Raw genomic sequence first — 22,744 nt, 5'->3', positions numbered from 1 at the left:
CGGGCTGGTCGGGGGACTATTGTTCTCCCGCAAGGGCGATGCAGGCAAATCCCACCCTGGCCTCCGTGGGCACGCCGAACAGCGCCGTGTGGCGGGCGGGCAGGCCCCGGGGGAAGAACTTCACGTATTCGGCGTTGCAGGCGGCGTAGTCGGCGCGGTCGCTGATGAGCATGGTCACCTGAACCACGCGGTCGAGCCCGCTGCCCGCCTCCTCCAACAGGCCCGCGATGTAGGTCAGCGCGTTGCGGACCTCCTCGGCCGGGGTGGCGCCGCGGTGGAGGCCGCGCGCCGGGTCATGGGGGGCCGAGGCGCCCGAGACATAGACCATGCCGCCCGCCTTCACGGCGCGGGAGAAGGGGCGCGCCTCGCCCGGGCCGGGCGGGTGGAGGAAGGCGATCGTCATGCGGCCCGCACCAGCACATGCTTCTTCTTGCCGGCGGAGAGCTTGGCCGCGCCGTCGCGCAAATCCTCGTGCGTGACGGTCAGGCCCGCGTCATTCACCGGCGTGTCGTTCAGCCGCACGCCATTCTGTGCCACCAGGCGCCGCGCCTCGCCCTTGCTGGCGACGAGCCCGGCGCTCACCAGCAGGTCGGCCAGCGGCGCTGGCAGGGTGGCGGTGATGCTGGGCAGGGTGTCGGCGGCCGCACCTTCCTCGAAGGCGCGGCGGGCCGTCTCGGCCGCGAGATCGGCGGCTTCGCGGCCGTGCAGGATGGCGGTGGCCTCGGTGGCGAGGATCTTCTTCGCGTCATTCACCTCGGCACCCTGGAGGGCACCCAGGCGCCGCACCTCAGCCATGGGAAGCTCGGTGAAGAGGGCCAGGAACTTGCCCACATCCGCATCCTCGGCGTTGCGCCAGAACTGCCAGTAGTCATAGGCCGAAAGGCGCTCGGGGTTGGTCCAGACCGCGCCCGCCGCCGTCTTGCCCATCTTGGCGCCCGAGGCGGTGGTGATGAGCGGCGTGGTCAGGCCGAAGGCTTCGGCCTGGTCCATGCGGCGGATCAGGTCGGCGCCCATAACGATGTTGCCCCACTGGTCGCTGCCGCCCATCTGCAGCACGACGCCATGGCGGCGGCGCAGCTCCAGGAAGTCATAGCTCTGGAGCAGCATGTAGTTGAATTCGATGAAGGTCAGCGGCTGGTCGCGCTCCAGGCGCAGGCGCACGCTGTCCATGGTCAGCATGCGGTTCACGCTGAAATGCCGGCCCACCTCGCGCAGGAAGGGGATGTAGCGCAGCTGGTCCAGCCATTCGGCATTGTCCAGCATCATCGCCTTGCCCGGGCCGTCGCCGAATTGGAGGATGGCGTCGAAGGTCTTGCGGATGCCGGCCTTGTTGGCCTCGATCTGCGCCTCGGTCAGGATCTGGCGCGTCTCGTCGCGGCCCGAGGGGTCGCCGATCTTGGTCGTGCCGCCGCCCATCAGCACCACGGGCCGGTTTCCCGTGGTGCCGAGCCAGCGCAGCATCATGATCTGGACCAGGTGGCCCACATGCAGGCTGTCGGCGGTGCAGTCATAGCCGATATAGCCGGCGATGGGCCCGGCGTTCAGCCGCGTCTGGAGCGCGACCTCGTCGGTGACCTGGTGAATGAAGCCACGCTCGCGCAGCACATGCAGGAAATCGGCGGAACTCATGGGGAAACGTCCAATTGGCGAGTGGGCGGGTCGCGTAGCACACTCCGCCCATGTTGAGAATCGTGGGGCTGATGAGCGGAACCTCCCTCGACGGGGTGGATGCCGCCTGGGTGGAAACGGATGGCGAGCGCGTGGAACGCCTGGGGCCCACCCTGACCCTGCCCTATGACCCGGCCTTGCGGCGTGATCTCAGGCGCTTGTTGGAGTTGGCTCCCACATTGCATGAGGATGACGAATTCCTCGCCAGCGTCACCGCGCGCCTCACCGAGGCCCATGTGGAGGCCGTGCGCCGGGTGATGCGCGAGGCCGCCCGCAATGGTCTGCCTGACGCGGAACTGGCGGGGTTCCACGGCCAGACCATTCTCCACCGTCCGCTCCGCCCGGGTGATGCCCGCAACGCCCAGGGATTCACCTGGCAGATCGGGGACGCCCAGGCGCTGGCCCGCGCCACGGGGCTTTCCGTCGCCTTCGACTTCCGCACCGCGGATGTGGCGGCAGGCGGGCAGGGGGCGCCCTTGGTGCCCATTGCCCACCACGCCCTCGCAGCAAACCTCCCCAAGCCATTGTCCGTGCTGAATTTAGGGGGTGTGGGCAACGTCACCTGGCTGGGCGCGCAGGGCGAGATGCTGGCCTTCGACACCGGCCCGGCCAACGGGCCGCTGGATGACTGGGCCAAGCGCTCCATCGGGCGCGACTATGACCGCGATGGGAGGCTGGCGCTGGCGGGGGAGGTGGATGGCGCGGTGCTGGGGCGCCTCATGGCCCACCCCTATCTGGCGGCCCCGCCGCCCAAATCCCTGGACCGGCTCGATTTCGACCGGGCGCTGCGCGAAGCCGGCGCCCACAACCTTTCGCCACAGGATGGCGCGGCGACGCTGGTCGCCTTCGCCGCCGTCTGCGTGGCCGTGGCGGGCCGCCATTTCCCCGAACCGCCCATGCAATGGCTGGTGGCCGGCGGCGGTCGGCGCAATCCCGCCCTGATGCGCGCGCTGTCGGCGGCGCTTTCAGAACCGGTGCGCCCGGTGGAGGTGGTGGGCTGGGATGGGGACGCGCTGGAGGCGCAATGCTTCGCCGTACTGGCGGCGCGCACCGCCCGCGGCCTGCCCATCAGCTTTCCGGAGACCACAGGCGCGCCACGTCCTATGGTGGGCGGGCGGGTCCTGGGGTCCTTGTTGTAGGGCTCAGCCCTTGCCGTGCTGCAGGCGGGTGGGGCGGCGGCCGGTGCGGGCCACGCGCACCGGAATGGGCTGCGGCGCCGGGGCGATGAGGGCGGCCGCGGCCTCGCGAGTGGCCCTTGCCGCGGCGGCAATCGCCAGCGCGGCCTGGGCCAGAGAAATTCCACGTCCCGTGAGGCGAGTGGTCATGGCGGCGATCCTTGATGCCATTTCAATAGATGGTGCGTGGCTGCCCGGTTGAAAGGCATTCGCCCCATAATCTTCCAACGCGAAGGTTAAGGGGCGGTTGCAGCCAAACCCATTGCCCGAAAAAAGATCAACTATCCGACAGTGACATTGTTCGCGCGGATCACCTCGCGCCACCGCGCCACCTCCGTGCCCACGAATTCGGTCATATAGGCCGGGTCCATGTTGGTGCCCTCCACGCCCAGGCTCGCCAGGCGCTCGGTCACAGCGGGCAGGGCGAGGGCGGTGCGCAATTCGCTCACCCAGCGGGCGGCGATGGGCTCGGGCAGGCCCGTGGGCGTGCAGAAGCCGAACCAGTTCATGCCCGTGGCCTCGCCCACGCCGATCTCGTTGAAGGTGGGCGTGTCGGGCAAGGCGGGGCTGCGGGCGGGGCCGCTGACGGCCAGCGCCTTGATGCGCCCGGCGCGGATATGGCCGATCGCCGCACTCAGCGTGTCGATCATGACCGGCACGGTGCCCGCCATCACGTCGTTCAGCAGCGCGCCCGAGCCGCGATAGGGCACGAAGGTGGGCGACATGCCCGCGGCCCGGTGCAGCGACAGCCCGATCAGGTGCGAGGCCGTGCCATTGCCGCCATAGCCCATGGTCAGCGAGGCCCCCTGTTGGCGCCCTGCCGCCAGCAGTGCCGCCGCATCCGCCGCCGGGAAGGAGGGGTGGGCCGCCAGTACCATGGGCAGCGCGCCCAGCAGGCCCAGATGGGTGAAGTCGCGCTGCGCGTCATAGGCCACACCCGGGAAGAGGGTGGGCGAGACGCCATGCGGCGCGAAATTGCTCACCATCACCAGATGCGTGTCGCCACGGCCCTGGAAAAGGATGTTGGCGGCCAGCGTGCCCCCCGCGCCGGCCCGGTTCTCGGGGGCGATGGGCTGGCCCAGGCTGCGGCTGACATGCTCGCCCAGCAGCCGGGCCAGGATGTCGGCCGTGCCGGCGGGCGGGAAGGGCACCACCCAGCGGATGGGCCGCTCGGGCCAGTTGGCCTGGGCGAGGGCCCGGGTGGCGAGGGCGGGTGTGGCGAGGGCGGCGGCGCCGGCCAGGGCCAGGGCGCGGCGAGAGAGGCGGGTCATGCGGGGCTCTCCCATCACTGCACGGTCATGCCGGTGGCGCGCACCAGGTCGGCCCATTGCTGCCGGTCGCGCGCGATGTAGGTGCCGAAGGCCTCGGGGCTCATCGGCAGGGGCTGGGCGCCCTGGCTCGCCAGGCGCTCCAGGAAGGCCGGGCGGCCCAGCAGGGTCTGCATATGGGCGTGCAGCGTGGTGACGATATTCGCCGGCAGGCCACGCGGGCCGGCCAGGCCATACCAGTTCAGCACCTCATAGCCCGGGACATCGGCCCCCAGCGGCGGCACGTCTGGCAGCACCGGCAGCGGCGCGGGGCTGGAGACGCCGATGGCCCGCACCCGCCCGTCGCGGATGGCGGGCAGGGCGGAGGTGATGGTGTCCGTCATCCCGATGATGCGCCCGGCCAGCAGGTCGGGCATGGCCAGCGCCGTGCCGCGATAGGGCACATGCGTCACATCCAGCCCCGCCATGTGCAGCAGCAGCGCCATCGTCATGTGGGTGGAGGAGCCGATGCCGGCCGAGCCATAGGAGAGTTGCCCCGCCCGCGCCCGCGCATAGGCCGCGAATTCCGCGAAACTCGTGATGGGCAGGTCTCGGTTCACGATCAGCACGGCGGGCACGCCGGCCAGGTTCGCGACCGGCACGGTGTCGGTGGCGGGGTCGAAGCTGAGGCGGGTGATGTTGGGCACGATGCCATGCGTGGCCTGGCTCGCCATCAGCAGGGTTAGCCCATCGGGGCGGGCGCGGGCCACGGATTCGGTGCCCACCGCGCCGCCCGCGCCGGTGCGGTTTTCCACCACCACCTGCTGGCCGAGCAACGGCGAGAGGTCCTCGGCCACGATGCGCGCGAGAATGTCGGCGGCACCCCCGGCGGCGAAGGGCGCGATGAGGCGCACGGGCCGGTCAGGCACCCAGCCCGACTGGGCCGAAGCGCCGAAGGGAAGAGCAGTTGCCGCGAGAATAGGCAGAAGGGAACGGCGACGCATCAGGTGAACCCCACATGGCAAGTTGATTGCCTGGGGTTCAGCAAAACCCGTGCCGGGTTACTCCTCCGGCGCCAGTTCCAGCGGCGTCAGCGTCCAGGGCGTGCCCGGCGTGGCCCAGAGCGGCAGGGCGTTGGGCGTGCGGATGTTGGCCGTCATGCCCGCCTCATGGCGGAAGGCGCGCCACAGCGCCCCATGCGCCACCACCAGCACGGGGCCGGGCAGGGCGGTGGCGCGGTTGATGGCCCGGACGCAGCGGGCGGAAAGCTCGGCGAAGCTCTCGGCTCCCGCGGGGGTGTAGTCGCCCGCGATCCAGCCATCATACCAGTCGCCCATCAACTGGCCTTCCTGCTCGCCGAAATTCACCTCTTCCAGCTCGGGGTCGAGCTGGACGGGAAGGCCCAGCGCCTCGGCCACCGTCTCGGCGGTGACGCGGGCGCGGGAGAGCGGCGAGGCCACGATCGTCGCGATCTTCTGGCCCACCAGCGTGCGGGCGGCGCGGCGCGCCTGCATCTCGCCCACATGGTTCAGCGGAATGTCGCTGCGACCCTGGCTGCGGCCCTCGGCGTTCCAGTCCGTCTCGCCATGGCGGAGGAACCAGAAGGGGATGGGGTTCAGCGGCATCGGGGGAGCCCTCAGCAGAACAGCGAGGAGACGGAACTCTCCTCGCTGATGCGCCGCATGGCCTCGGCCAGCAGGGGCGCGATGGGGAGCTGGCGGATGTTGTTGGAGTTCCGCACCGCGTCGGTCGCCGCGATGGTGTCCGTCACGGCCATGGATTCGATGGGCGCCTTGGCCACGCGCGCCACGGCGCCGCCGGAGAAGACGCCATGCGTGACATAGACCGAGACGCTGCGCGCCCCGTTCTTGATCAGCGCCTCGGCCGCGTTGCAATGGGTGCCGCCGCTGTCAATGATGTCGTCAATCACGATGCAGTCGCGGCCCGACACGTCGCCGATCACGTTCATCACCTCGGAAACACCCGCCTGCGGCCGGCGCTTGTCAATGATGGCGAGGTCCGTGTTGAGGCGCTGCGCGATGGCCCGCGCGCGCACCACGCCGCCCACATCGGGGCTGACCACCATCAGCTCGCGGCCGGCATAGCGGTCCTGGATGTCGCGCGCGAAGAGCGGCGCGGCATAGAGGTTGTCCACCGGGATGTCGAAGAAGCCCTGGATCTGCCCCGCATGCAGGTCCATCGTCAGCACGCGGTCGGCACCCGCCTGGGTGATGAGGTTCGCCACCAGCTTGGCCGAGATGGGGGAGCGCGGGCTGCTCTTCCGGTCCTGCCGGGCATAGCCGAAATAGGGAACCACGGCTGTCACGCGCCGCGCCGACGAACGCCGCAGCGCGTCCAGCGTGATCAGCAGCTCCATCAGGTGGTCATTGGCCGGGAAGCTGGTGGACTGGATCACGAAGACATCCTCGCCGCGGATGTTCTCGTGGATCTCGACGAAGACCTCCATGTCGGCGAAGCGCCGCACCGAGGCATTGGTCAACGGGATGCCCAGCGCATCCGCCACCGCCTGGGCCAGGGGGCGGTTGCTGTTGCAGGCGACGATCTTCATCGGGCCGGTTCACCCCTTGTTCCGTGCGCGGCAGGGATAGCCGCAGGGCATCGTGCTGTAAACTTCACGCCACAACAGCCCTGGCATGTGGCGTCACGGGTTGGCCGCGTTGCGAATCACCTGGCGCACCCCGCCCGCCGCCTCCTGCGCCGCGACGAAGGCGATGTCGCCCCAGAATCCATTCAGCCGCCCGGCCGGCACCTCGTTCAATTGCAGCACGCGCCCCAGCTCATGCCCGTCGCGGCGCGAGACGATCCATTGGATCTCCACGCGCTCGGTGCGCGGCGCGGGGGCGGGGACGACACTGACCTCGGCGGTCACGGCGAAAGCCGCGCCATCGGCGATGTCCTGCACCACATAGCCCTGGGCGGACAGGAATTCGCGCAGCCGGGCCGTCAGCGCCTGGTTGCCATCACCCGGCGCGCCGGTGGCGGGCAGCAGGCGCACCCGCTCGGGGCCGGCGGCCAAGGCGGCCGGCGAGGCCGAGGCGCGCGCCGCCTGGATGCCCAGGATGAGTTGCGCGACCTTCGCCCCCGCATCGGAGGCCACGGCATCGAGGGTGGGTTGCTCGGCCGCCGCCCAGGCGGCGACGGGCACGAGGTTGCCGCCCACGCTTCCCTGCGGGCGCCCATCGGCGTCCAGCAGCCGGTAGGTGGGGCGCACCGTGCCGCCCTGGTTCTCGGCCAGGATGACGAGGCGCCAGTCGAGCGGCAGGGGGGTCGTGGCGGTGGCCGGCACGTCGCCGGCCTGGAGCGCGGTGCTGACCGCCTCCGCCAGCCGCGCCGCATCGGCCGAGGGCAGCAGCGCGGCCTCGGGCGGCGGGATGGCGATGCGGACCGCGAGTGGCCGCGACAGCCAGGGCGCCGCCCCGCCTGGATTGCCCCAGTGCGGCGGCCGCGGCTCGATCCCGCAGGCGGCGAGCAGCAGCGCCAGCGCGACCAGCAGCCAGCTACGCGATGACACAGGAAACCATCGCGGTGAGCAGGAGCAGGGCGAGGAAGATGATCATGTAGGGCATGGCAGGTTCATAGCATGATGGCGGAAAGCTGATGTCCAAGGGGTCCGCCGCCCGCCAGGGTGCGCCGGCGGTGGCTGAAGAAGCGATCCTCCTCGGTCAGCGTGTCCACCCCCAGCACCCGCGCCGCGCCGATGCCCGAAAGGCGGTGGGCGCAATAACCGGCCAGGTCGAACTGGAAATGCGCCTCGTCGCGGCCGGGGGCGAAGAAGCGCGCATCGCCCACCGCATCCCTCAGATCGGCGCGCACCTCATAGCTCGGCTGGGCGATGCAGGGGCCGATGACGGCGGTGATGCGCTGGGGCTCGGCGCCCAGCTTCACCATGGCCTCCACGGTCGCTTCCAGCACGCCCGACACCGCGCCGCGCCAGCCGGCATGGGCCGCCCCCGCCACGCCGGCCACGGGGTCATGAAACAGCACGGGCGCGCAATCGGCGGTGATGATGCCGAGTGCCAGGCCCGGGCGGTTCGTCACCATCGCGTCGGCCTCGGGCAGGGTGGCCCAGCCGGGCTCGGCCTCGACCACCGCCGGGCCATGGACCTGGCGGAGCGAGACGAGCCGCGCCGCGCCCAGCGCCGCCGTGGCGCGCGCGCGGTTCTCGGTGACATTGGCCGGGTCGTCATCGCCCCGCAGCCCGCAGTTCAGCGAGGCATAGCCCCCCGCCGAAACGCCGCCGCGGCGGGTGAAGAAGCCGTGCCGGGCCGTCAGCGCATCATGGGTGAGGAATTCGGCCATTCAGCCCTCGAAGCCTGCCGGTGTGGGAAGGGCAGGGTGCGCCAGGGCCAGCGCCTTGAACAGCCGGCCCATGCCCTCGGGCGCCACGAGGCGCTGGGCGGCGGCGAGGATGGCCCCCGCCTGGGCGGGCGCGGCCCGCGCCAGCATGGCCGAGCGCGCCATCAGCCCCAGGCGTTGCAGGAAGACGCCCATGGGGATGGGGCCATGGGCGGCCGCCCCGGCGCCGCGCCCCGCGGCGGCGAGCGCCGCGAAGTCCACATGGGCGGTGATGTCCACGCTCCCCGGCTCCGCCAGCGGGTCGGCGGCGGCGTTGTCGCGCAGGGCCTGGAGCGTGTCGCCCAGCCCGGATTCGGCGGGGCCGTAGTCCAGGATCAGCGCCGCGCCGCCCTCGCGGGCCAGCCGCGTGGCGAGGGTGGCGGCCATGGCGCGACCGGCCTCGCAGACCTCCCGCACCGCGCCTTCAGGCGCCTCGCCCTGGTCCTCGGCCGGATGCTCCACGAAGGCGCCTCCGGCCACGAAACGCTCCGTCCAGCCCGCGCCCCGCCGAACGAATTGCCGGATGGGCAGGGCGTCGAAGAACTCGTTGGCCAGCAGGATCATGGGGCCCGGAGGCAGGGTCTCGGCGCCGTCATGCCAAGTGGCGGCGAGGCGTTCCGCCTGTGCCGCCCGCAGCAGGGGCGAGGCCTCCACCAGGTGCAGGTCCAGCGCCGCCGCGAAGGGTGGCACCATCTCCCGCACCGCGCGCAGCGCATCCGCCATCAAGGTGCCGCGCCCGGGGCCGAGTTCCGCCAGCACCACGCGCGACGGCGCGCCCATGGCCTGCCAGGTGACGGCGCACCACAGGCCCAGGCATTCCCCAAAGGCCTGGCTCATCTCGGGCGCGGTGGTGAAGTCGCGGCCCAGCCCGGCGCGCCTTGCGTAATAGCCCGCGCCGGCGCGGGCCATGAAGGCGTCCAGGCGTTCCATCCCTTGGGCCATCTCAGCCCGCGCGGCGGGCGCGGATGATGAGGTAGACGCCCACCAGGATCATCGGCACCGACAGCAGCTGCCCCATGGTGGAGCCCGCCAGCAGGAAGCCCAGATTGTCGTCCGGCTGGCGGAAGAATTCGCCCACGCTGCGCGCCACGCCATAGCCCGCGATCAGCGCCCCGGTCAGAAGGCCCGGCCGCGCACGGTTGGCCCGGACCGACCACAGTGCCAGCATCACGAGGAACAGCGCCACGCCCTCCAGCCCCGCCTGGTAGAGTTGGCTCGGGTGGCGGGGCAGTTGCAGCGGGTCATGCGGGAAGATCATGGCCCAGGGCACGCTGGCCGGGCGGCCCCACAGCTCGCCATTGATGAAGTTGGCGATGCGCCCGAAGAACAGGCCGATGGGCACGACCACCGCCACCCGGTCGCCGAAGGCCAAAGGGTTCAGCCTCTCGGACCGGCAGAACAGCAGCGCGGCGACGATGACGCCCAGCGCCCCGCCATGGAAGGCCATGCCCCCCTGCCACACCATCAGCGCCTCCAGCGGGTTCTGGAGGTAGTAGGCCGGCCGGTAGAACAGCACATAGCCCAGCCGCCCGCCGATGATGATGCCGAGCGTGGCCCAGGTGACGAAATCATCCACCTGCCGCGCCGTGCCGGCCGCCGGTGCCGCCTCCACCAGCCGCCGCGCCACGCGCCAGCCGATGACGATGCCGGCGATATAGGCCAGCGCATACCAGCGGATGCCGATGGGCCCGATCTGCAAGGCCACGGGGTCAATCTGGGGAAAGGGGATCATGCGAGCAGCGATAGCCCGGAATGCGCCGGGCGGGGAGGCTCAGGGCGCGCGCAGCACCCCCGCGCAGGCGGCGGGCAGGGCGGGCGGGGGCCCCGGGCGGGCCGGCCGCGGCGGCGGGCGGCGGGCCTCCTCGCTCAGCCACCAGTCGAGGCTCGCATCGCAGCCATCGCCGGCGGGGATGGGCGGGCCCTGCTGGCACGCGGCGTCGCCGGGCGCGCAGCGCAGGCGGATGTGCATGTGGCTGTCATGCCCGCGCCAGGGGCGCACCCGGCGCAGCCAGGCCTCGCCGCGATGGGCGGCGCAGAGGCTGCGCTTGATGCCGTGGTTCACGATGACGCGGTCCACGCCCGGGTGCTCCGCCGCCTGCCGGATCAGCGCCGCGTGGCGGGCGGTGAAGTGGCGCGGGTCCAACCCCGACTGGTCGGGCAGCACGAGCGAGGTGATGCGGATCTCGTCCCGCGCCGCGCGCGGCTGGCGGGGCTTGGGCAGCAGGTCAAGCCAGATGTCCACGTCGAGGCCGGTCTGGTGGCTCACATGGCCCCAGGGCATGGGGCCGCCACGCGGCTGCGCCAGGTCGCCGATCCAGAGGTCGGGCAGGCCGCGCCGCTGCGCCTCCGCCGCGAAATCCTGCACGAAGCGGATGGTGACGGGGTGGCCCCAGTGGCGGTTACGGGAGACGCGCACCGCCTGGTAGCCCACGCCCTCCAGCGGCAGCTGCACCCCGCCCGCGAGGCAGCCCAGCGAGGCGCCGCCGATGGAGCGCGCCTGGCCGGCGGTCGGTCCCGGCACCTCGGCCCAGGCATTGCTGCGCGGCGCCTGCGCCTGGGCGGGCAGGGTCAGCGCCAGCAGGACGACCAGCGCACGGATCATGACCGCATCCTCTCGACAATGGCGGTGGTGGACCGGCCCGGCAGCAACTCCAGCAGCACCGTCCGCCCGCCCCAGGAGGCGATCTCGGGCGCGCCGACCACCTCCTCGATGCGGTAGTCCTGGCCCTTGAACAGCACGTCCGGCCGCAGGGTCAGGATGGCTTCCAGCGGCGTGTCCTCGGCGAAGCCCACCACCGCGTCCACCGCGGCCAGCGCGCCGATGACGGTGGCGCGGTCTTGCAGCGTGTTGATGGGGCGCGAGGGGCCTTTCAGTCGCGCCACCGAGGCATCGTCGTTCAGCGCCACCACCAGCCGGTCGCAATGGCCGCGGGCCGCGTGCAGCAGGCCGACATGGCCGGCGTGCAGCAGGTCGAAGCAGCCATTGGCGAAGCCAACGCGCAGCCCCTGGGCCTGCCAGGCGCGGACCTGCCGCGCGGCCTCGGGCCAGGTGAGCAGCGTGCCGTCACCCTCCCGCAGCGCGGCTTCCAGCTCGGCCAGCGAACAGGTGGCGGTGCCGAGCTTGCCCACCACCACGCCCGCCGCCGCATTGGCCGCGCGCATGGCGGCCTCCAGCGACAACCCGCTGGCCACCCCCAGCGCCAGGGTCGCGATGACCGTGTCGCCCGCGCCGGAGACGTCGAAGACCTCGCGCGCCATGGCCGGGATGAGGGTGGCGGGGGCGTCGCGCGGCACCAGCATCATCCCCTTCTCGCTGCGGGTGGCGAGGATGGCGCGGGCCTCAATCCGCGTGAGCAGGTGGCGTGCCGCTTCTTCGCACTCGGCATCGGTGCCGACGGGTAGGCCCGCGGCCTCGGCCAGTTCCCCGGCATTGGGCGTCAGCACATCCACCCCGGCGTAGCGCGCGAAGTCGCGCCCCTTGGGGTCGGCCAGCACGGGGATGCCGCGCGCGCGGGCGCCTGCGATGGCGGCCGCGATCACGGCGGGGGGCAGGGTGCCCTTGGCGTAGTCGGACAGCACCACGGCCTGGGCGCCGTCCAGCGCGGCGGGAAGGGCCTCCAGCAGGGGCGCGGTGTCAGCGAGCGGCGCGGCCTCCTCCTCATCCACCCGCACCACCTGCTGGCGGCCGGCGATGACGCGCAGCTTCACGGGCGTCATGCGGCCCGGCACGCGCAGAAGTTTCGCGGCGGGGCCCAGCAGCGCGGCCAGCTCCTCGCCCGCCGCATCGGCGCCGATGGCGGCCAGCAGCAGCACCTCGCCGCCCAGCGCCTGGATGTTGCGCGCGACATTGCCCGCCCCGCCCGCCATGGCGCGGCGTTCGGACAGGCGCACCACCGGCACCGGCGCCTCGGGCGAGAGGCGCTGCGCCGCGCCATAGACGAAGCGGTCCAGCATCACATCGCCGAGAACGAGGACGCGGCGTCCCGAGGGGTCGAACATGCGCCCTGTTTAGGCCCTGGCGCGCACAGGGGCGAGGGGTGCCTTCACGCGCGCCCCCGGCCCCGCCACCATCGCGCCCACGCAACGGGAGGAACCGCCATGCAGATTTCCATCGAGGGCCGGCGCGCGCTCATCACCGGGGGCTCGAAGGGGCTGGGGCTGGCCATGGGCCTGGCCTTCGCCCGCGCGGGCGGGCATGTGGCGCTGGTGGCCCGCGGCGCCGAGGCGCTGGCCGCCGCCAAGGCCGAGATCGAGGCCGCCGCCCCGACCGCGAAGGTGGCCGCCATCGCCGGCGACATCCGCCAAGCCGGAGAGTGCGTGCGCCTGCATGCCGAGGCCGAGGCCGCCATCGGACCCATCGACATCCTGGTGAACAATGCCGGCACCTCGCAGCGCGGGCCCTTCCTCGATATCAGCGACGCACTCTGGCAGGACGACCTGGACCTGAAACTCATGGCGGCCGTGCGCTTCTGCCGCGCCGTGCTGCCGGGCATGCGTCAGCGCAAATGGGGTCGGATCATCAACGTGCTCAACATCGGGGCCAAGGCGCCGCTCGCCACCTCCACGCCCACCAGCGTGTCGCGCGCGGCCGGCATGGCGCTGACCAAGGCGCTGGCGAATGAATATGCGCCGGACAATATCCTGGTGAACGCCATGCTGGTCGGCATCATCGAGAGCGACCAATGGGTGCGCCGCCACGCGGCCGACAAGCGCAACATCACCTGGGAGGAGTGGAAGGAGGAACAGGGGCGCGTCGTGCCGCTGGGCCGAATCGGCAAGCCGGAGGAATTCGCCTCGCTCGCGCTGCTGCTGGCGAGCGAGCAGGGCGGCTACATCACCGGCACCGCCATCAATGTGGATGGCGGGCGCAGCCCGGTCGTCTGAACCGGGTTGCCAAGCTGATGGGGGCGCCCTTGCGGCGGCGGCCAGCGGCGGGCACTAACCCCGGCGACATTTTCGCCGGAGGAACCCGCCCATGTCCCGCACCCTCACCGTCGGCATCGCCGGCCTCGGCGCCATCGGCCTGCACCTCGCCCGCGCGCTGGACGCGGGCGTGGAGGGGCTGAGCCTGCATTCCGTCGCCGCGCGCGACCACGACAAGGCGCGCGCCAACCTCGCGGGCTTCCGCAAGACGCCCGCGCTGACGGATCTAGCCGGCCTCGCCGAGGCCGATATCGTGGTGGAAGCCGCGCCCGCCTCCATCTTCGAGGAAGTGGCCAAGGCCGCCATCGCGCGCGGGCGCATCTTCGTGCCTTCCTCCTGCGGGGCGCTGCTGCCGCGCATGCACCTGGTGGAGGAAGCGCGGAGGACCGGCGCGCGCATCATCGTGCCGACCGGCGCGCTGCTCGGCCTCGACGCCGTGCGCGCGGCGGCGGAGGGCGAAGTCGCCTCCGTCACCATCGAGACGCGCAAGCCGCCGCGCGGCCTGGTGGGCGCGCCCTATCTCGAACAGCACAAGATCGACGTGCTGGCCGTGACCGATGAGAAGAAGCTGGTCTTCAAGGGCAACGCCTTCGACGCGGCCCAGGGCTTCCCGGCCAACGTCAACGTCGCCGCCGCGCTGGCCCTGGCCGGCATCGGCCCGCAGAAGACCATGATCGAGATCTGGGCCGACCCGCACGTCACCCGCAACACCCACACCATCCGCGTGGACGCCGCCTCCGCCCGCCTGACCATGACCATCGAAAACGTGCCCAGCGAGGAAAACCCCCGCACGGGCAAGATCACGCCCCTGTCCATCCTGGCCTGCCTGCGCGGCCTGACCAGCACGCTGAAGGTGGGCAGCTGAAGGTGCCGTGGGGAGGACGCCGTCCTCCCCACACCCCACCTGCCAGAGGCCGAGGGCCTCTGGACACCCATTCGATTGTTGGGGTTTTCGGGAGGGGGCATGTCCCACCCGTGATCAAGGGCGCGCCCGAGACGCCCCCTCCCGCAAACCCAAAAACTGACGGTTTCCAAAGGCCATGGCCTTTGGCAGGGGGTGCGGGGGACAGCGTCCCCCGCGGCGCACCCTACAGCAGCGCCACCCCCAGCGCGCCGCCGCCGGCCAGCACCCAGAGGGGCGAGCACTTCGTCCGCCACACGAACAGGAACGAGATGGCCAGGATCACCCAGGTCAGCCATCCGGTGGTGGCCGCGCGGGCGAGGGTGATGCCGGAGGCGCCGATGAGGCCCACGGCGATGGGCACCAGGCCGAACTGCGCGGGCTTGAGCCAGCGCGCCCCGCGCAGGCGGTGCGTGGCGCCGGCCACATACCAGGCGAGAATGGCGGCCGGCAGCAGCATGCCGAGTGTCGCCATGGCGAGGCCGCCGATGCCCGCGATGTTCCACCCCATCAGCGAGGCGGCCAGGATGTTCGGGCCGGGCGCGGCCTGGGCGAGGGCGAAGAGTTGCGTGAAGGTCGCGTCGTCCATCCAGCCATGGACCACCACCAGCAGGCGGTGCATCTCCGGCAGGACCGCGGTGGCGCCGCCCACCGCGACCAGCGAGAGGGTCGCGAAGGCCAGGAAGATCTGGAGCAGCAGGCTCACTTCGGGGCCTCCCGGTAGGCACGTCGGATGGAAAGCCAGATGCCGATGGGCGCCAGGCTGAACACGATCAGCAGCAGCGGCAGGCGCAGGAAGGCCGCCGCGACCAGCGCCGCGATGCCGATGGCGATGAGTTCGGGCGGCGGCCGCAGGTTCTGCCCCATCTTGAGCGCGGTCGCGATCACCATGCCGGCGGCGGCGGCGGCGATGCCATGCATGAAGGAGGCGACGCCGGGCGCCTCGGCGAAGTTGTCATAGAGGAGGGCCAAGCCCATCAGCACCGTCAGCGGCCCGACATAGAGGCCCGAGGTGGCCAGCAGCGCGCCGACCAGCCCATGGAAGCGCCGGCCGATCATCACCGAAGCATTGCCCACATTGGGCCCGGGCAGGATCTGCCCCATGCCCAGGATCTCGGCGTATTCGCGCTCGGTCAGCCAGCGGCGCTCCTCGACGATGACATGGCGCGACCAGGCGGCAACGCCGCCAAAGCCCAGCAGCCCCATCTTCGCATAGCCCAGGAAGAGTTCCGTCCGGGTCGGGATCCGCGTCTCACTCACGGGGCAGCAGCTGCTCGGCCAGGGTGGACCACCAGGAGGCGCCGATGGGCAGGATCTCGTCGTTGAAGTCATACATGGGGTGGTGGACCGAGGCGTCGTTCCCGCCGCGCCCGCCGCCCAGCATGAGGTAGCTGCCGGCCTTCGCCTCCAGCATGAAGGCGAAGTCCTCGGCGCCCATGGTGGGCTTGTCCATGTGCTGGACGGCGGCCGCGCCCGCGATGGTCTCGGCCGCGCGGACCGCGAGGCGGGTGCTGTCCCCCTCGTTGATGGTGGCCGGGTAGGCGCGGCGGAAGACGGGCTCGGCGGTCGCACCCAGGCTGGCGGCCACGCCGGTCACGACCTCCTTGAAGCGGCGCTCCAGCAGGTCGCCCACCTCGGGCAGGAACCAGCGGGCGGTGCCTGTCATCTTCACCACCTCGGGGATGACGTTGCCCGCCTCGCCCGCATGGATGCTGCCGATGGTGATGACGCCCGCATCGGCCGCGTCCATGTTGCGCGCCACGATGGTCTGCAGGGCCTGGATGATGGCGGCCGAGGCCACGATGGGGTCCACGGTCTGGAAGGGCAGGGCGCCATGCCCGCCCTTGCCGGTCACGGTGATCTCCAGCCCCGCCACGGCCGCCATGACCGGCCCCTCGCGCCAGAGGAAGCTGCCCGCGGGGGCGCCCGGCCAGTTGTGCAAGCCGAAGACGCGCTCCATCGGGAAGCGGGTGAAGAGGCCTTCCTCGACCATCACGCCGCCGCCGCCGCCGCCCTCTTCCGCCGGCTGGAAGATCACATAGACGGTGCCGTCGAAGTTGCGCGTCTCGGCCAGGTATTTGGCGGCGCCCAGCAGCATGGCCGTGTGCCCGTCATGGCCGCAGGCGTGCATCTTGCCGGGGATGGTGGAGGCGTGGGGCAGGCCCGTCGCCTCATGGATGGGCAGGGCGTCCATGTCGGCGCGCAGGCCGATGGCGCGGCCGGTGCGGCCCCTGGCACCATGGATCACGCCCACCACCCCGGTCTTGGCGATGCCCGTGAGGACCTCGTCGCAGCCGAATTCGCGCAGCTTGGCGGCCACGATGCCGCTGGTGCGGACCTCCTCGAAGCCCAGCTCGGGGTGGCGGTGGAAATCCTGCCGCCACTCCGTCATCTCGGGGTGGAACTCGGCGATGCGGTTGAGGACGGGCATGGGGCAAACTCCGACTTTGCCCCATCAAAACGTCTGTTTGCGCCCGGCGGCAAGGGGGCGTGGACAATGCCAGGTGTGGCGCGTGCCTCAGCGGCCACCACGGGCCGGAAGCTCGCAATCCACCTGGCGGGTGTGGTCCTGGGTGTCGGGCATGTCGCTGATCTGCACCGAGGCGCCGCGCCGGCACAGGGAGGCGGCAAGCAGCATGGGCTGGAACCCCGTGCCCACCACCACCAGCGGGTCGCCGGGGGCGCAGCGATGGGCGGCGATCTGGCGGCGCGCCTCGGTCAGCGCCTCCTCACCGCTGCGGGGCTGGGCGGTGAACAGCGTCACCGTGCAGGGCTGGAACGGGTCGGCATGGGCCGGCACCGCCGCCAGGCATGGCAGCAGCGCGGCCGCGAGCAGGTGCCGCGACATGGCAATTTTCCTCCTGGCGCGGGCCGTTCTGCGACCCCGGATGGAGTCGGCAGCCCGTCGCCTGAAGGAAAGCCTAACCCTGGCGGTTGGTTGCCGGCTATAGCGCCGGCAACATGGGGCGCAGGCGCTTTCGCCGTGGCTCAGCGCCTCGCGGCCAGGGGGACGCTATTGCCCCGCGGCTGATTCACGGCTTCGGTATCCCGAAGCCGATCAGACGCTATTGCCCTTCCGGCAACAGGAAGCGCAAATCGGCCCCCTGCGGCGCCTGGGTCACCTCGCGGCGCACCAGCGCGTCCCAGCCGCGCTTGGGCACCTCGGGCGGGGTCCAGCGGGCGCGGCGCTCGGCCAGCGTCGCCTCGTCCACCAGCAGGTCGAGGCTGCGCTTCTCCACCGAAAGCCGCACGCGGTCCCCGGTTTCCACCAGCGCGAGCGGCCCGCCCGCCACCGCCTCGGGCGCGATGTGCAGCACCACCGTGCCGAAGGCGGTGCCGGACATGCGGCAATCGCTCATCCGCACCATGTCCTTCACGCCCGCGCGGGCCAGCTTCTTCGGGATGGGCAGGTAGCCGGCCTCGGGCATGCCGGCGCTGGACAGCGGGCCGGCGCCCTTCAGGATCATGATGTCGCCCGGCTCGACATCCAGCGCGGGGTCGTCAATGCGGGCTGCCAAATCCTCCAGCCCGTCGAAGACCAGACAGCGCGCCTCGGTCTCAAAGAGGGCAGGGGTGGCGGCGGAACGCTTCAGGATGGCGCCCTCCGGCGCCAGCGAGCCGTGCAGCGCCACCAGCCCGCCCACGGGCGAGACCGGGTTCTCCCGCGCCTTGATGTAGGTGCGGTCCACATAGGCGGGGCCCGCGCCCAGCCGCTCGCCCAGCGTCACGCCGTCGAGGTCGGGGCAGTCCAGGTGCAGCAGGTCGCGCAGTTCGTGCAGCAGGGCCTTCATGCCGCCGGCGAAGTGGAAATCCTCCATGTAGCCCTCGCCGGTGGGCTTCAGGTCCACCAGCACGGGCGTGGTGTCCGACAGCTCGTTCAGCCGGTGGTAGTCGATGGCCACCCCCGCGCGGCCCGCGATGGCCGCCAGGTGCACCAGCGCATTGGTGGAGCCGCCCAGCGCCAGCAGTACCCGCAGCGCGTTCTCGATGGACTGCGGCGTCAGCAGCGCGGTCGGCGCCACCGGCTTGTGGATCAGGCGCACGGCCTGGGCGCCCGCTTCCTCGGCGATGCGAAGCCGGTCGGCGTGGACAGCCGGGATGGACGCCCCCTCCAGCGGCATGAAGCCGAGCACGGCCGCGATGCAGGCCATGGTGCTGGCCGTGCCCATCACGCCGCAGGTGCCGGCGGTGGTGGCGAGCGCGCCCTCCACCTCCTCGATGCGCGCCTCATCCACCTCGCCCGCGCGATAGCGGGCCCAGTAGCGGCGGCAATCGGTGCAGGCGGCCAGGCGCTCGCCCTGGAAGCGGTTGGCGCTCATCGGGCCCGTGACCAGCTGCACGGCCGGCACGCCGGCACTCGCGGCCGCCATCAGCTGGGCCGGCACCGTCTTGTCGCAGCCGCCCACCAGCACCACGGCATCCATGGGCTGGGCCGAGATCATCGCCTCGGTGTCGAGCGCCATGAGGTTGCGGTAGTGCATGGAGCAGGGGTTCAGATAGGGCTCGCACAGGCTGACGGTGGGAAAGCTCATCGGCAGCCCCCCCGCCATCAGCACGCCCCGCTTCACGGCCTCGATCAGTTCCGGCGCGGTGCGGTGGCAGTTGTTGAGGTCGCTGCCCGTGTCGGCGATGCCCACCACCGGCCGCGCCAGCGCGTCGCGCGAATAGCCCATGGACTTGGCGAAGGAGCGGCGCAGATACAGCGCGAATTCCCGGTCCCCGTAGTTGGCCGCGTTCCGGGCCAGCCCCTTCTTCTCTTCCATGGTCATTCCCTCATGCCCCTCAGGCGGGGCGGTGGCACACGCAGCACAGCTTGTTCCCGTCCGCGTCGCGGACATAGGTCCCGTAGTAGTCGGGATGATAGTGCGGGCGAAGCCCCGGCGGGCCCTCGCAGCTGCCGCCCCCTTCCATGGCGATGCGGTGGAATTCATCCACCGTGGCGCGGTCCCGCGCCTCGAAGGCGGCCATGGCGCCGTTGCCCACCGTGGCCGCCTGGCCGTCGAAGGGCTTCATCAGGTAGAATTGCGGTGTTTCCTCGGGGCCCGTTCCATAGCCGATGAGGCCATGTGCCGGGTCGCTCTCGATACGGCGGAAACCCAGGCGCGCCATCAGCGGATCATAGAAGGCGGCGGCGCGCGTAAGGTCATTGGTGCCGAAGGTGACGTGGCTGAACATGCGGCGTTTCCCTTGCTGGTTGCCTGCCAGGGATAACGCCGCACGGCTTGACCCGTCTTGCGGGAATCAGGCGCCGCCGTTCAGGCCCCGGGCGTGATCCCGGCCCGGCTCATCAGCTCGCGGTTCTGCTCCAGCTCGCGCGGGATGCGGGCGACCAGCGCCTCGGTGCCGAATTCATCGGGGGCGAGGCCGCGGCTGCGCATGAAGGCGATGGCCTCGGGCGTGCTGAAGCTCTCGATCGCGGCCTGGGTGATGCGCCGCGCCTGCTCGGGCTGCATGCCGCGCGGGCCGTGCAGCGAATACCAGGCGCCGCCGCCGAAGCCGGAAAAGCCCTGCTCGGCCACGGTGGGGATGTCGGGATAGGCCGCGATGCGCTCCTTGTTGGCCGCGCCCAGCACGCGCACCCGGCCGGCCTCCACCTGCCCGCGCGAGGCCGCGACCAGGACGATCATGCAATCCACCCGGCCCGAGATCACCTCGGTGAGGGCCGCCGGCGCGCCGTTGAAGGGCACGTGCAGCATCTCGACCCCCGCCCGCGCCGTCAGCTCGACCATGGGCAGGTGGGCCGTGGTGCCGACGCCCCAGCTCGCATAGCTGAGCTGGCCCGGGCGCTGGCGGGCGGCGGCGAAGAGCGCCTCGAGGCTGCCCCAGCGCTCATTCGCCACCAGCCAGGCCTCGGTGGTGCAGACCGCGGTCATGTGGGTGAAGTCACGCACCGGGTCATAGCCAGGCTCCCGGATGGCAAGCGGTGCCATGGCCATGGTGACGACGGTGGCCAGCAGCAGGGTGCGCCCATCGGGCTGGGCGCGCGCCACGTGCCGGGCGGCGATGGTGGTGGAGGCGCCGGGCTTGTGGTCCATGATGAAGGTGCCGCCCAGGCGCTGCGCCAGCCCCTCGGTCACGATGCGCCCCACCACGTCGGAGGCCCCGCCCGCCGCATAGGGGATGACGACGGACGTGACGCCCGACTGGGCGCGCGCCGGCAGAAAGGGGGCGGCCAGCAGCGGCGCGGCCAGCGCCGCGCGGCGGGTGATGGACATGCGTGTTTCCTCCAGGGATTCTTCTGATTGTGGCGCAGCGTGGCAAGCCGGGCGGGGGAAATGCAAGGAATTGCTGCGCGAGCCGGTATGATGATACCACGCATGAAAAACCCAGTCCGCGCTTGACCTCGCGCGCCGGTTGGGGCACATATCCCGCGGTTTTCAATTCCAGGGTAGATCATGCTCAGCACACAGACCCGCTCGCTGAAGCCGGCGGAGGTCCAGAAGGGCTGGTGGGTGATTGACGCCGATGGCCTCATTCTCGGCCGCCTCGCGTCCATCGTCGCCAACCGGCTTCGCGGCAAGCACAAGCCGCAATTCACCCCGCATGTGGATTGCGGCGACCATGTCGTCATCATCAATGCCGACAAGGTGCGGCTGACCGGCAACAAGGCCGAGCAGGAATTCTTCTACTGGCACACCGGCTATGCCGGTGGCGTGAAGGGCCGTTCCCTGCGCCAGCGCCTCGAGAGCCGCCACCCCGAGCGCGTGATCGAGAAGGCCGTGGAGCGCATGATCACCCGCGGGCCGCTCGGCCGGAAGCAGATGAAGAACCTGCACGTCTATGCCGGCACCGAGCATCCCCATGCCGGCCAGTCGCCCGTGGCACTGGATGTCGCGGCCATGAACCGCAAGAATGTCGCGCCTGGCGCGCAGAAGGCCTGACCCCGATGAGCGAGCAGACCACGGCGACCTCCCTCGCCGACCTCAAGAGCCTCGTCCAGGGCACGCCGGCCGCCGAAGGCGCCGCCGAGGCCGTGAAGCGCGAGCCGAAGCGTGACGCCCAGGGCCGCGCCTATGCCACCGGCTCCCGCAAGGAGAGCGTGGCGCGCGTCTGGATCAAGCCGGGCAAGGGCGTCATCACCATCAACGACAAGCCGGCGTCGAAGTATTTCGCGCGCCCGGTGCTGCGGATGCTGATCACCCAGCCCTTCCTGGTGGCCGACCGCTACCAGACCTTCGACGTCATCGCGACGGTGGTGGGCGGCGGTCTGTCCGGCCAGGCCGGCGCGGTGCGCCACGGCATCTCCCGCGCGCTGTGCAACTATGAGCCCGACCTGCGCGGCATCCTGAAGAAGGCCGGCTTCCTGACGCGCGACCCGCGTGCGGTCGAGCGCAAGAAGTACGGCAAGATGAAGGCGCGACGTTCCTTCCAGTTCAGCAAGCGCTGACGCCGGGCCCGGCGTCCGCGCCGGCCCGAAAGGCTGTCATACCTTCCAGAAGGGGCGGGCCCACCAGGGTCCGCCCCTTTCTTATTCGCCCCTTCCGGTCCAGACTTGGCGCAGAGGAAAGCCCCATGACCCCCAGCATCTTCATTGACGGCGAGGCCGGCACCACCGGGCTGCAAATCCGCCAGCGCCTGGAACTGCTGTCCAACGTCACGGTCCGTTCCATCGCGCCCGAGCGCCGGAAGGACCCCGAGGCCCGCCGCGCCATGATGGAGGAGGTGGACCTCGTCGTCCTCTGCCTGCCCGATGACGCGGCGCGGGAGAGTGCGGCACTCGCCGCGTCGCTCGGCGCCAAGGCCCCCAAGCTGCTGGATGCCAGCACCGCCCACCGCGTGGCGGCTGACTGGGAGTATGGCCTGGCGGAGCTTTCGCCCGAGCAGCCCGGCCGCATCGCCGCCGCCGCACGCGTCTCCAACCCAGGTTGCTACCCCACCGGCGCCATCCTGCTGCTGCGCCCGCTGGTCGAGGCCGGGCTGATCCCGGCCGACCACCCCATCAGCGTCAACGCCGTCTCGGGCTATTCGGGCGGCGGCAACGCCATGATCGCGGCCTATGAGGCCCGCACGGCACCGGATTTCGAGCTGTATGGCCTCACGCTCGAGCACAAGCACGTGGCGGAACTTCAGCTCCATGCCGGGCTGACGCGCCGCCCCATCTTCGTGCCCTCGGTGGGGGATTTCCGCCAGGGCATGATCGACAGCATCCCGCTGCACCTCGACCTGCTGCCCGGCCGGCCGGACCCCTCCGCACTGGAGGAGGCGCTGCGCGCCCGCTATGCCGGCGCCGAGCATGTCCGCGTGGTTCCGGCCGAAGCCGGCGCCAAGCTCGAACCCCAGGCGCTGAACAACACCAACGCCATCGAGCTGCGCGTCCACGGCAACGCGAAGCGGGGCCATGCGGTGCTGACGGCCCGCTATGACAACCTGGGCAAGGGCGCCTCGGGGGCCGCGGTGCAGAATATCGGACTGATGCTGGGCATCGCGGTGCAGACCACGCTGCCCGGCGCCACGCAACAGGCGGCGGAGTAACG

26 protein-coding genes are annotated in these 22,744 nt (G+C 71.4%); 6 read left to right on the top strand and 20 right to left on the bottom strand.

Annotated elements, in window-relative coordinates; genetic code table 11:
- Positions 1 to 16 precede the first annotated feature (16 nt).
- Complete coding sequence (locus JTN19_RS19775; RefSeq protein WP_206936239.1) at positions 17 to 403, bottom strand: RidA family protein; 387 nt, start codon at positions 401 to 403, stop codon at positions 17 to 19.
- Positions 400 to 1,629, bottom strand: a complete 1,230-nt coding sequence (tyrS, locus tag JTN19_RS19770) for a tyrosine--tRNA ligase (protein ID WP_206936237.1) — start codon at positions 1,627 to 1,629, stop codon at positions 400 to 402. Before tyrS ends, JTN19_RS19775 begins: the two co-directional genes overlap by 4 nt.
- Before the next feature lie 53 nt (positions 1,630 to 1,682).
- Between tyrS and JTN19_RS19765 the strand changes: the two genes are divergently transcribed.
- Positions 1,683 to 2,807, top strand: coding sequence for an anhydro-N-acetylmuramic acid kinase (locus JTN19_RS19765; RefSeq protein WP_206936331.1), 1,125 nt, complete (start codon positions 1,683 to 1,685; stop codon positions 2,805 to 2,807).
- 3 nt (positions 2,808 to 2,810) lie between these two features.
- On the opposite strand, the gene JTN19_RS19760 is transcribed toward JTN19_RS19765, so the two are convergent.
- The 11 genes from JTN19_RS19760 to rfaE1 form a co-directional block, all read right to left on the bottom strand.
- A complete protein-coding gene (locus JTN19_RS19760; RefSeq protein WP_206936231.1) occupies positions 2,811 to 2,993 on the bottom strand; it encodes a hypothetical protein in 183 nt (60 codons plus the stop codon).
- Positions 2,994 to 3,124: 131 nt separating this feature from the next.
- On the bottom strand, positions 3,125 to 4,114 hold the full coding sequence (locus JTN19_RS19755; protein ID WP_206936229.1) for a Bug family tripartite tricarboxylate transporter substrate binding protein: 990 nt from the start codon (positions 4,112 to 4,114) through the stop codon (positions 3,125 to 3,127).
- Positions 4,115 to 4,128: 14 nt separating this feature from the next.
- On the bottom strand, positions 4,129 to 5,094 hold the full coding sequence (locus tag JTN19_RS19750; protein WP_206936226.1) for a Bug family tripartite tricarboxylate transporter substrate binding protein: 966 nt from the start codon (positions 5,092 to 5,094) through the stop codon (positions 4,129 to 4,131).
- 57 nt (positions 5,095 to 5,151) lie between these two features.
- Positions 5,152 to 5,715: a histidine phosphatase family protein gene (locus JTN19_RS19745; protein ID WP_206936224.1), complete on the bottom strand. Its 564-nt coding sequence runs from the start codon at positions 5,713 to 5,715 to the stop codon at positions 5,152 to 5,154.
- 11 nt (positions 5,716 to 5,726) lie between these two features.
- Complete coding sequence (locus JTN19_RS19740; protein WP_206936222.1) at positions 5,727 to 6,659, bottom strand: ribose-phosphate pyrophosphokinase; 933 nt, start codon at positions 6,657 to 6,659, stop codon at positions 5,727 to 5,729.
- A gap of 93 nt (positions 6,660 to 6,752) precedes the next feature.
- On the bottom strand, positions 6,753 to 7,622 hold the full coding sequence (locus tag JTN19_RS19735) for a hypothetical protein (RefSeq protein WP_206936220.1): 870 nt from the start codon (positions 7,620 to 7,622) through the stop codon (positions 6,753 to 6,755).
- Between the two features lie 62 nt (positions 7,623 to 7,684).
- Entirely contained in the window at positions 7,685 to 8,410 is a 726-nt protein-coding gene (gene pgeF, locus JTN19_RS19730) for a peptidoglycan editing factor PgeF (RefSeq protein WP_206936217.1), read from the bottom strand.
- Positions 8,411 to 9,376 carry a class I SAM-dependent methyltransferase gene (locus JTN19_RS19725; protein WP_242531311.1) on the bottom strand — a complete coding sequence of 322 codons (966 nt, stop codon included), beginning with the start codon at positions 9,374 to 9,376 and terminating at the stop codon, positions 8,411 to 8,413.
- A 13-nt stretch (positions 9,377 to 9,389) separates the two neighbouring features.
- Entirely contained in the window at positions 9,390 to 10,178 is a 789-nt protein-coding gene (lgt, locus tag JTN19_RS19720) for a prolipoprotein diacylglyceryl transferase (RefSeq protein WP_206936213.1), read from the bottom strand.
- 39 nt (positions 10,179 to 10,217) lie between these two features.
- Positions 10,218 to 11,048 carry a penicillin-insensitive murein endopeptidase gene (mepA, locus tag JTN19_RS19715; protein ID WP_206936210.1) on the bottom strand — a complete coding sequence of 277 codons (831 nt, stop codon included), beginning with the start codon at positions 11,046 to 11,048 and terminating at the stop codon, positions 10,218 to 10,220.
- Positions 11,045 to 12,445: a D-glycero-beta-D-manno-heptose-7-phosphate kinase gene (gene rfaE1, locus JTN19_RS19710; protein ID WP_206936208.1), complete on the bottom strand. Its 1,401-nt coding sequence runs from the start codon at positions 12,443 to 12,445 to the stop codon at positions 11,045 to 11,047. The genes mepA and rfaE1 overlap by 4 nt, the downstream gene beginning before the upstream one ends.
- A 99-nt stretch (positions 12,446 to 12,544) precedes the next feature.
- Here rfaE1 and JTN19_RS19705 point away from each other — a divergent pair, with 99 nt between their 5' ends.
- Together JTN19_RS19705 and JTN19_RS19700 are read left to right on the top strand one after the other, a co-directional pair.
- Entirely contained in the window at positions 12,545 to 13,330 is a 786-nt protein-coding gene (locus tag JTN19_RS19705; RefSeq protein ID WP_206936207.1) for an SDR family oxidoreductase, read from the top strand.
- Between the two features lie 91 nt (positions 13,331 to 13,421).
- On the top strand, positions 13,422 to 14,234 hold the full coding sequence (locus JTN19_RS19700) for an aspartate dehydrogenase (protein ID WP_206936205.1): 813 nt from the start codon (positions 13,422 to 13,424) through the stop codon (positions 14,232 to 14,234).
- 223 nt (positions 14,235 to 14,457) lie between these two features.
- Here the strand turns inward: JTN19_RS19700 and JTN19_RS19695 are convergent, their stop codons facing one another.
- The 7 genes from JTN19_RS19695 to JTN19_RS19665 form a co-directional block, all read right to left on the bottom strand.
- Positions 14,458 to 14,976 carry a chromate transporter gene (locus JTN19_RS19695; RefSeq protein WP_206936203.1) on the bottom strand — a complete coding sequence of 173 codons (519 nt, stop codon included), beginning with the start codon at positions 14,974 to 14,976 and terminating at the stop codon, positions 14,458 to 14,460.
- On the bottom strand, positions 14,973 to 15,530 hold the full coding sequence (locus JTN19_RS19690; protein WP_206936201.1) for a chromate transporter: 558 nt from the start codon (positions 15,528 to 15,530) through the stop codon (positions 14,973 to 14,975). Before JTN19_RS19690 ends, JTN19_RS19695 begins: the two co-directional genes overlap by 4 nt.
- Complete coding sequence (locus tag JTN19_RS19685) at positions 15,523 to 16,701, bottom strand: M20 aminoacylase family protein (RefSeq protein WP_206936199.1); 1,179 nt, start codon at positions 16,699 to 16,701, stop codon at positions 15,523 to 15,525. The genes JTN19_RS19690 and JTN19_RS19685 overlap by 8 nt, the downstream gene beginning before the upstream one ends.
- 87 nt (positions 16,702 to 16,788) lie before the next feature.
- Positions 16,789 to 17,118 carry a hypothetical protein gene (locus JTN19_RS19680; RefSeq protein WP_206936197.1) on the bottom strand — a complete coding sequence of 110 codons (330 nt, stop codon included), beginning with the start codon at positions 17,116 to 17,118 and terminating at the stop codon, positions 16,789 to 16,791.
- A gap of 217 nt (positions 17,119 to 17,335) precedes the next feature.
- On the bottom strand, positions 17,336 to 19,033 hold the full coding sequence (locus JTN19_RS19675; RefSeq protein ID WP_242531310.1) for a dihydroxy-acid dehydratase: 1,698 nt from the start codon (positions 19,031 to 19,033) through the stop codon (positions 17,336 to 17,338).
- A gap of 19 nt (positions 19,034 to 19,052) precedes the next feature.
- Positions 19,053 to 19,445 carry a VOC family protein gene (locus JTN19_RS19670; protein WP_206936194.1) on the bottom strand — a complete coding sequence of 131 codons (393 nt, stop codon included), beginning with the start codon at positions 19,443 to 19,445 and terminating at the stop codon, positions 19,053 to 19,055.
- Between the two features lie 80 nt (positions 19,446 to 19,525).
- Positions 19,526 to 20,485: a tripartite tricarboxylate transporter substrate binding protein gene (locus tag JTN19_RS19665; RefSeq protein WP_206936192.1), complete on the bottom strand. Its 960-nt coding sequence runs from the start codon at positions 20,483 to 20,485 to the stop codon at positions 19,526 to 19,528.
- Positions 20,486 to 20,665: 180 nt separating this feature from the next.
- Between JTN19_RS19665 and rplM the strand changes: the two genes are divergently transcribed.
- The 3 genes from rplM (at position 20,666) to argC (ending at position 22,742) form a co-directional block, all read left to right on the top strand.
- Positions 20,666 to 21,151: a 50S ribosomal protein L13 gene (gene rplM / locus JTN19_RS19660; protein WP_206936190.1), complete on the top strand. Its 486-nt coding sequence runs from the start codon at positions 20,666 to 20,668 to the stop codon at positions 21,149 to 21,151.
- Between the two features lie 5 nt (positions 21,152 to 21,156).
- Positions 21,157 to 21,657 carry a 30S ribosomal protein S9 gene (rpsI, locus tag JTN19_RS19655; RefSeq protein WP_206936188.1) on the top strand — a complete coding sequence of 167 codons (501 nt, stop codon included), beginning with the start codon at positions 21,157 to 21,159 and terminating at the stop codon, positions 21,655 to 21,657.
- Positions 21,658 to 21,782: 125 nt separating this feature from the next.
- Positions 21,783 to 22,742: an N-acetyl-gamma-glutamyl-phosphate reductase gene (gene argC, locus JTN19_RS19650; protein ID WP_206936185.1), complete on the top strand. Its 960-nt coding sequence runs from the start codon at positions 21,783 to 21,785 to the stop codon at positions 22,740 to 22,742.
- Positions 22,743 to 22,744 lie beyond the last annotated feature (2 nt).

Origin of the sequence: Roseococcus thiosulfatophilus, assembly GCF_017311575.1 — a bacterium.
GTDB lineage: Bacteria > Pseudomonadota > Alphaproteobacteria > Acetobacterales > Acetobacteraceae > Roseococcus > Roseococcus thiosulfatophilus.
This window is presented reverse-complemented; position numbering and strand designations above follow the sequence as displayed.

Excerpts from the sequence above, each read along its gene's own strand:
- JTN19_RS19680 (WP_206936197.1), bottom strand. The coding sequence starts at position 17,118 with ATGTCGCGGCACCTGCTCGCGGCCGCGCTGCTGCCATGCCTGGCGGCG.
- rpsI (WP_206936188.1), top strand. The coding sequence starts at position 21,157 with ATGAGCGAGCAGACCACGGCGACCTCCCTCGCCGACCTCAAGAGCCTC.
- JTN19_RS19740 (WP_206936222.1), bottom strand. The coding sequence starts at position 6,659 with ATGAAGATCGTCGCCTGCAACAGCAACCGCCCCCTGGCCCAGGCGGTG.
- JTN19_RS19665 (WP_206936192.1), bottom strand. The coding sequence starts at position 20,485 with ATGTCCATCACCCGCCGCGCGGCGCTGGCCGCGCCGCTGCTGGCCGCC.
- JTN19_RS19705 (WP_206936207.1), top strand. The coding sequence starts at position 12,545 with ATGCAGATTTCCATCGAGGGCCGGCGCGCGCTCATCACCGGGGGCTCG.
- tyrS (WP_206936237.1), bottom strand. The coding sequence starts at position 1,629 with ATGAGTTCCGCCGATTTCCTGCATGTGCTGCGCGAGCGTGGCTTCATT.
- mepA (WP_206936210.1), bottom strand. The coding sequence starts at position 11,048 with ATGATCCGTGCGCTGGTCGTCCTGCTGGCGCTGACCCTGCCCGCCCAG.
- JTN19_RS19755 (WP_206936229.1), bottom strand. The coding sequence starts at position 4,114 with ATGACCCGCCTCTCTCGCCGCGCCCTGGCCCTGGCCGGCGCCGCCGCC.
- JTN19_RS19670 (WP_206936194.1), bottom strand. The coding sequence starts at position 19,445 with ATGTTCAGCCACGTCACCTTCGGCACCAATGACCTTACGCGCGCCGCC.
- JTN19_RS19685 (WP_206936199.1), bottom strand. The coding sequence starts at position 16,701 with ATGCCCGTCCTCAACCGCATCGCCGAGTTCCACCCCGAGATGACGGAG.
- JTN19_RS19725 (WP_242531311.1), bottom strand. The coding sequence starts at position 9,376 with ATGGAACGCCTGGACGCCTTCATGGCCCGCGCCGGCGCGGGCTATTAC.
- rfaE1 (WP_206936208.1), bottom strand. The coding sequence starts at position 12,445 with ATGTTCGACCCCTCGGGACGCCGCGTCCTCGTTCTCGGCGATGTGATG.
- lgt (WP_206936213.1), bottom strand. The coding sequence starts at position 10,178 with ATGATCCCCTTTCCCCAGATTGACCCCGTGGCCTTGCAGATCGGGCCC.
- JTN19_RS19700 (WP_206936205.1), top strand. The coding sequence starts at position 13,422 with ATGTCCCGCACCCTCACCGTCGGCATCGCCGGCCTCGGCGCCATCGGC.
- JTN19_RS19750 (WP_206936226.1), bottom strand. The coding sequence starts at position 5,094 with ATGCGTCGCCGTTCCCTTCTGCCTATTCTCGCGGCAACTGCTCTTCCC.
- pgeF (WP_206936217.1), bottom strand. The coding sequence starts at position 8,410 with ATGGCCGAATTCCTCACCCATGATGCGCTGACGGCCCGGCACGGCTTC.
- JTN19_RS19675 (WP_242531310.1), bottom strand. The coding sequence starts at position 19,033 with ATGGAAGAGAAGAAGGGGCTGGCCCGGAACGCGGCCAACTACGGGGAC.
- rplM (WP_206936190.1), top strand. The coding sequence starts at position 20,666 with ATGCTCAGCACACAGACCCGCTCGCTGAAGCCGGCGGAGGTCCAGAAG.
- JTN19_RS19745 (WP_206936224.1), bottom strand. The coding sequence starts at position 5,715 with ATGCCGCTGAACCCCATCCCCTTCTGGTTCCTCCGCCATGGCGAGACG.
- argC (WP_206936185.1), top strand. The coding sequence starts at position 21,783 with ATGACCCCCAGCATCTTCATTGACGGCGAGGCCGGCACCACCGGGCTG.
- JTN19_RS19775 (WP_206936239.1), bottom strand. The coding sequence starts at position 403 with ATGACGATCGCCTTCCTCCACCCGCCCGGCCCGGGCGAGGCGCGCCCC.
- JTN19_RS19760 (WP_206936231.1), bottom strand. The coding sequence starts at position 2,993 with ATGACCACTCGCCTCACGGGACGTGGAATTTCTCTGGCCCAGGCCGCG.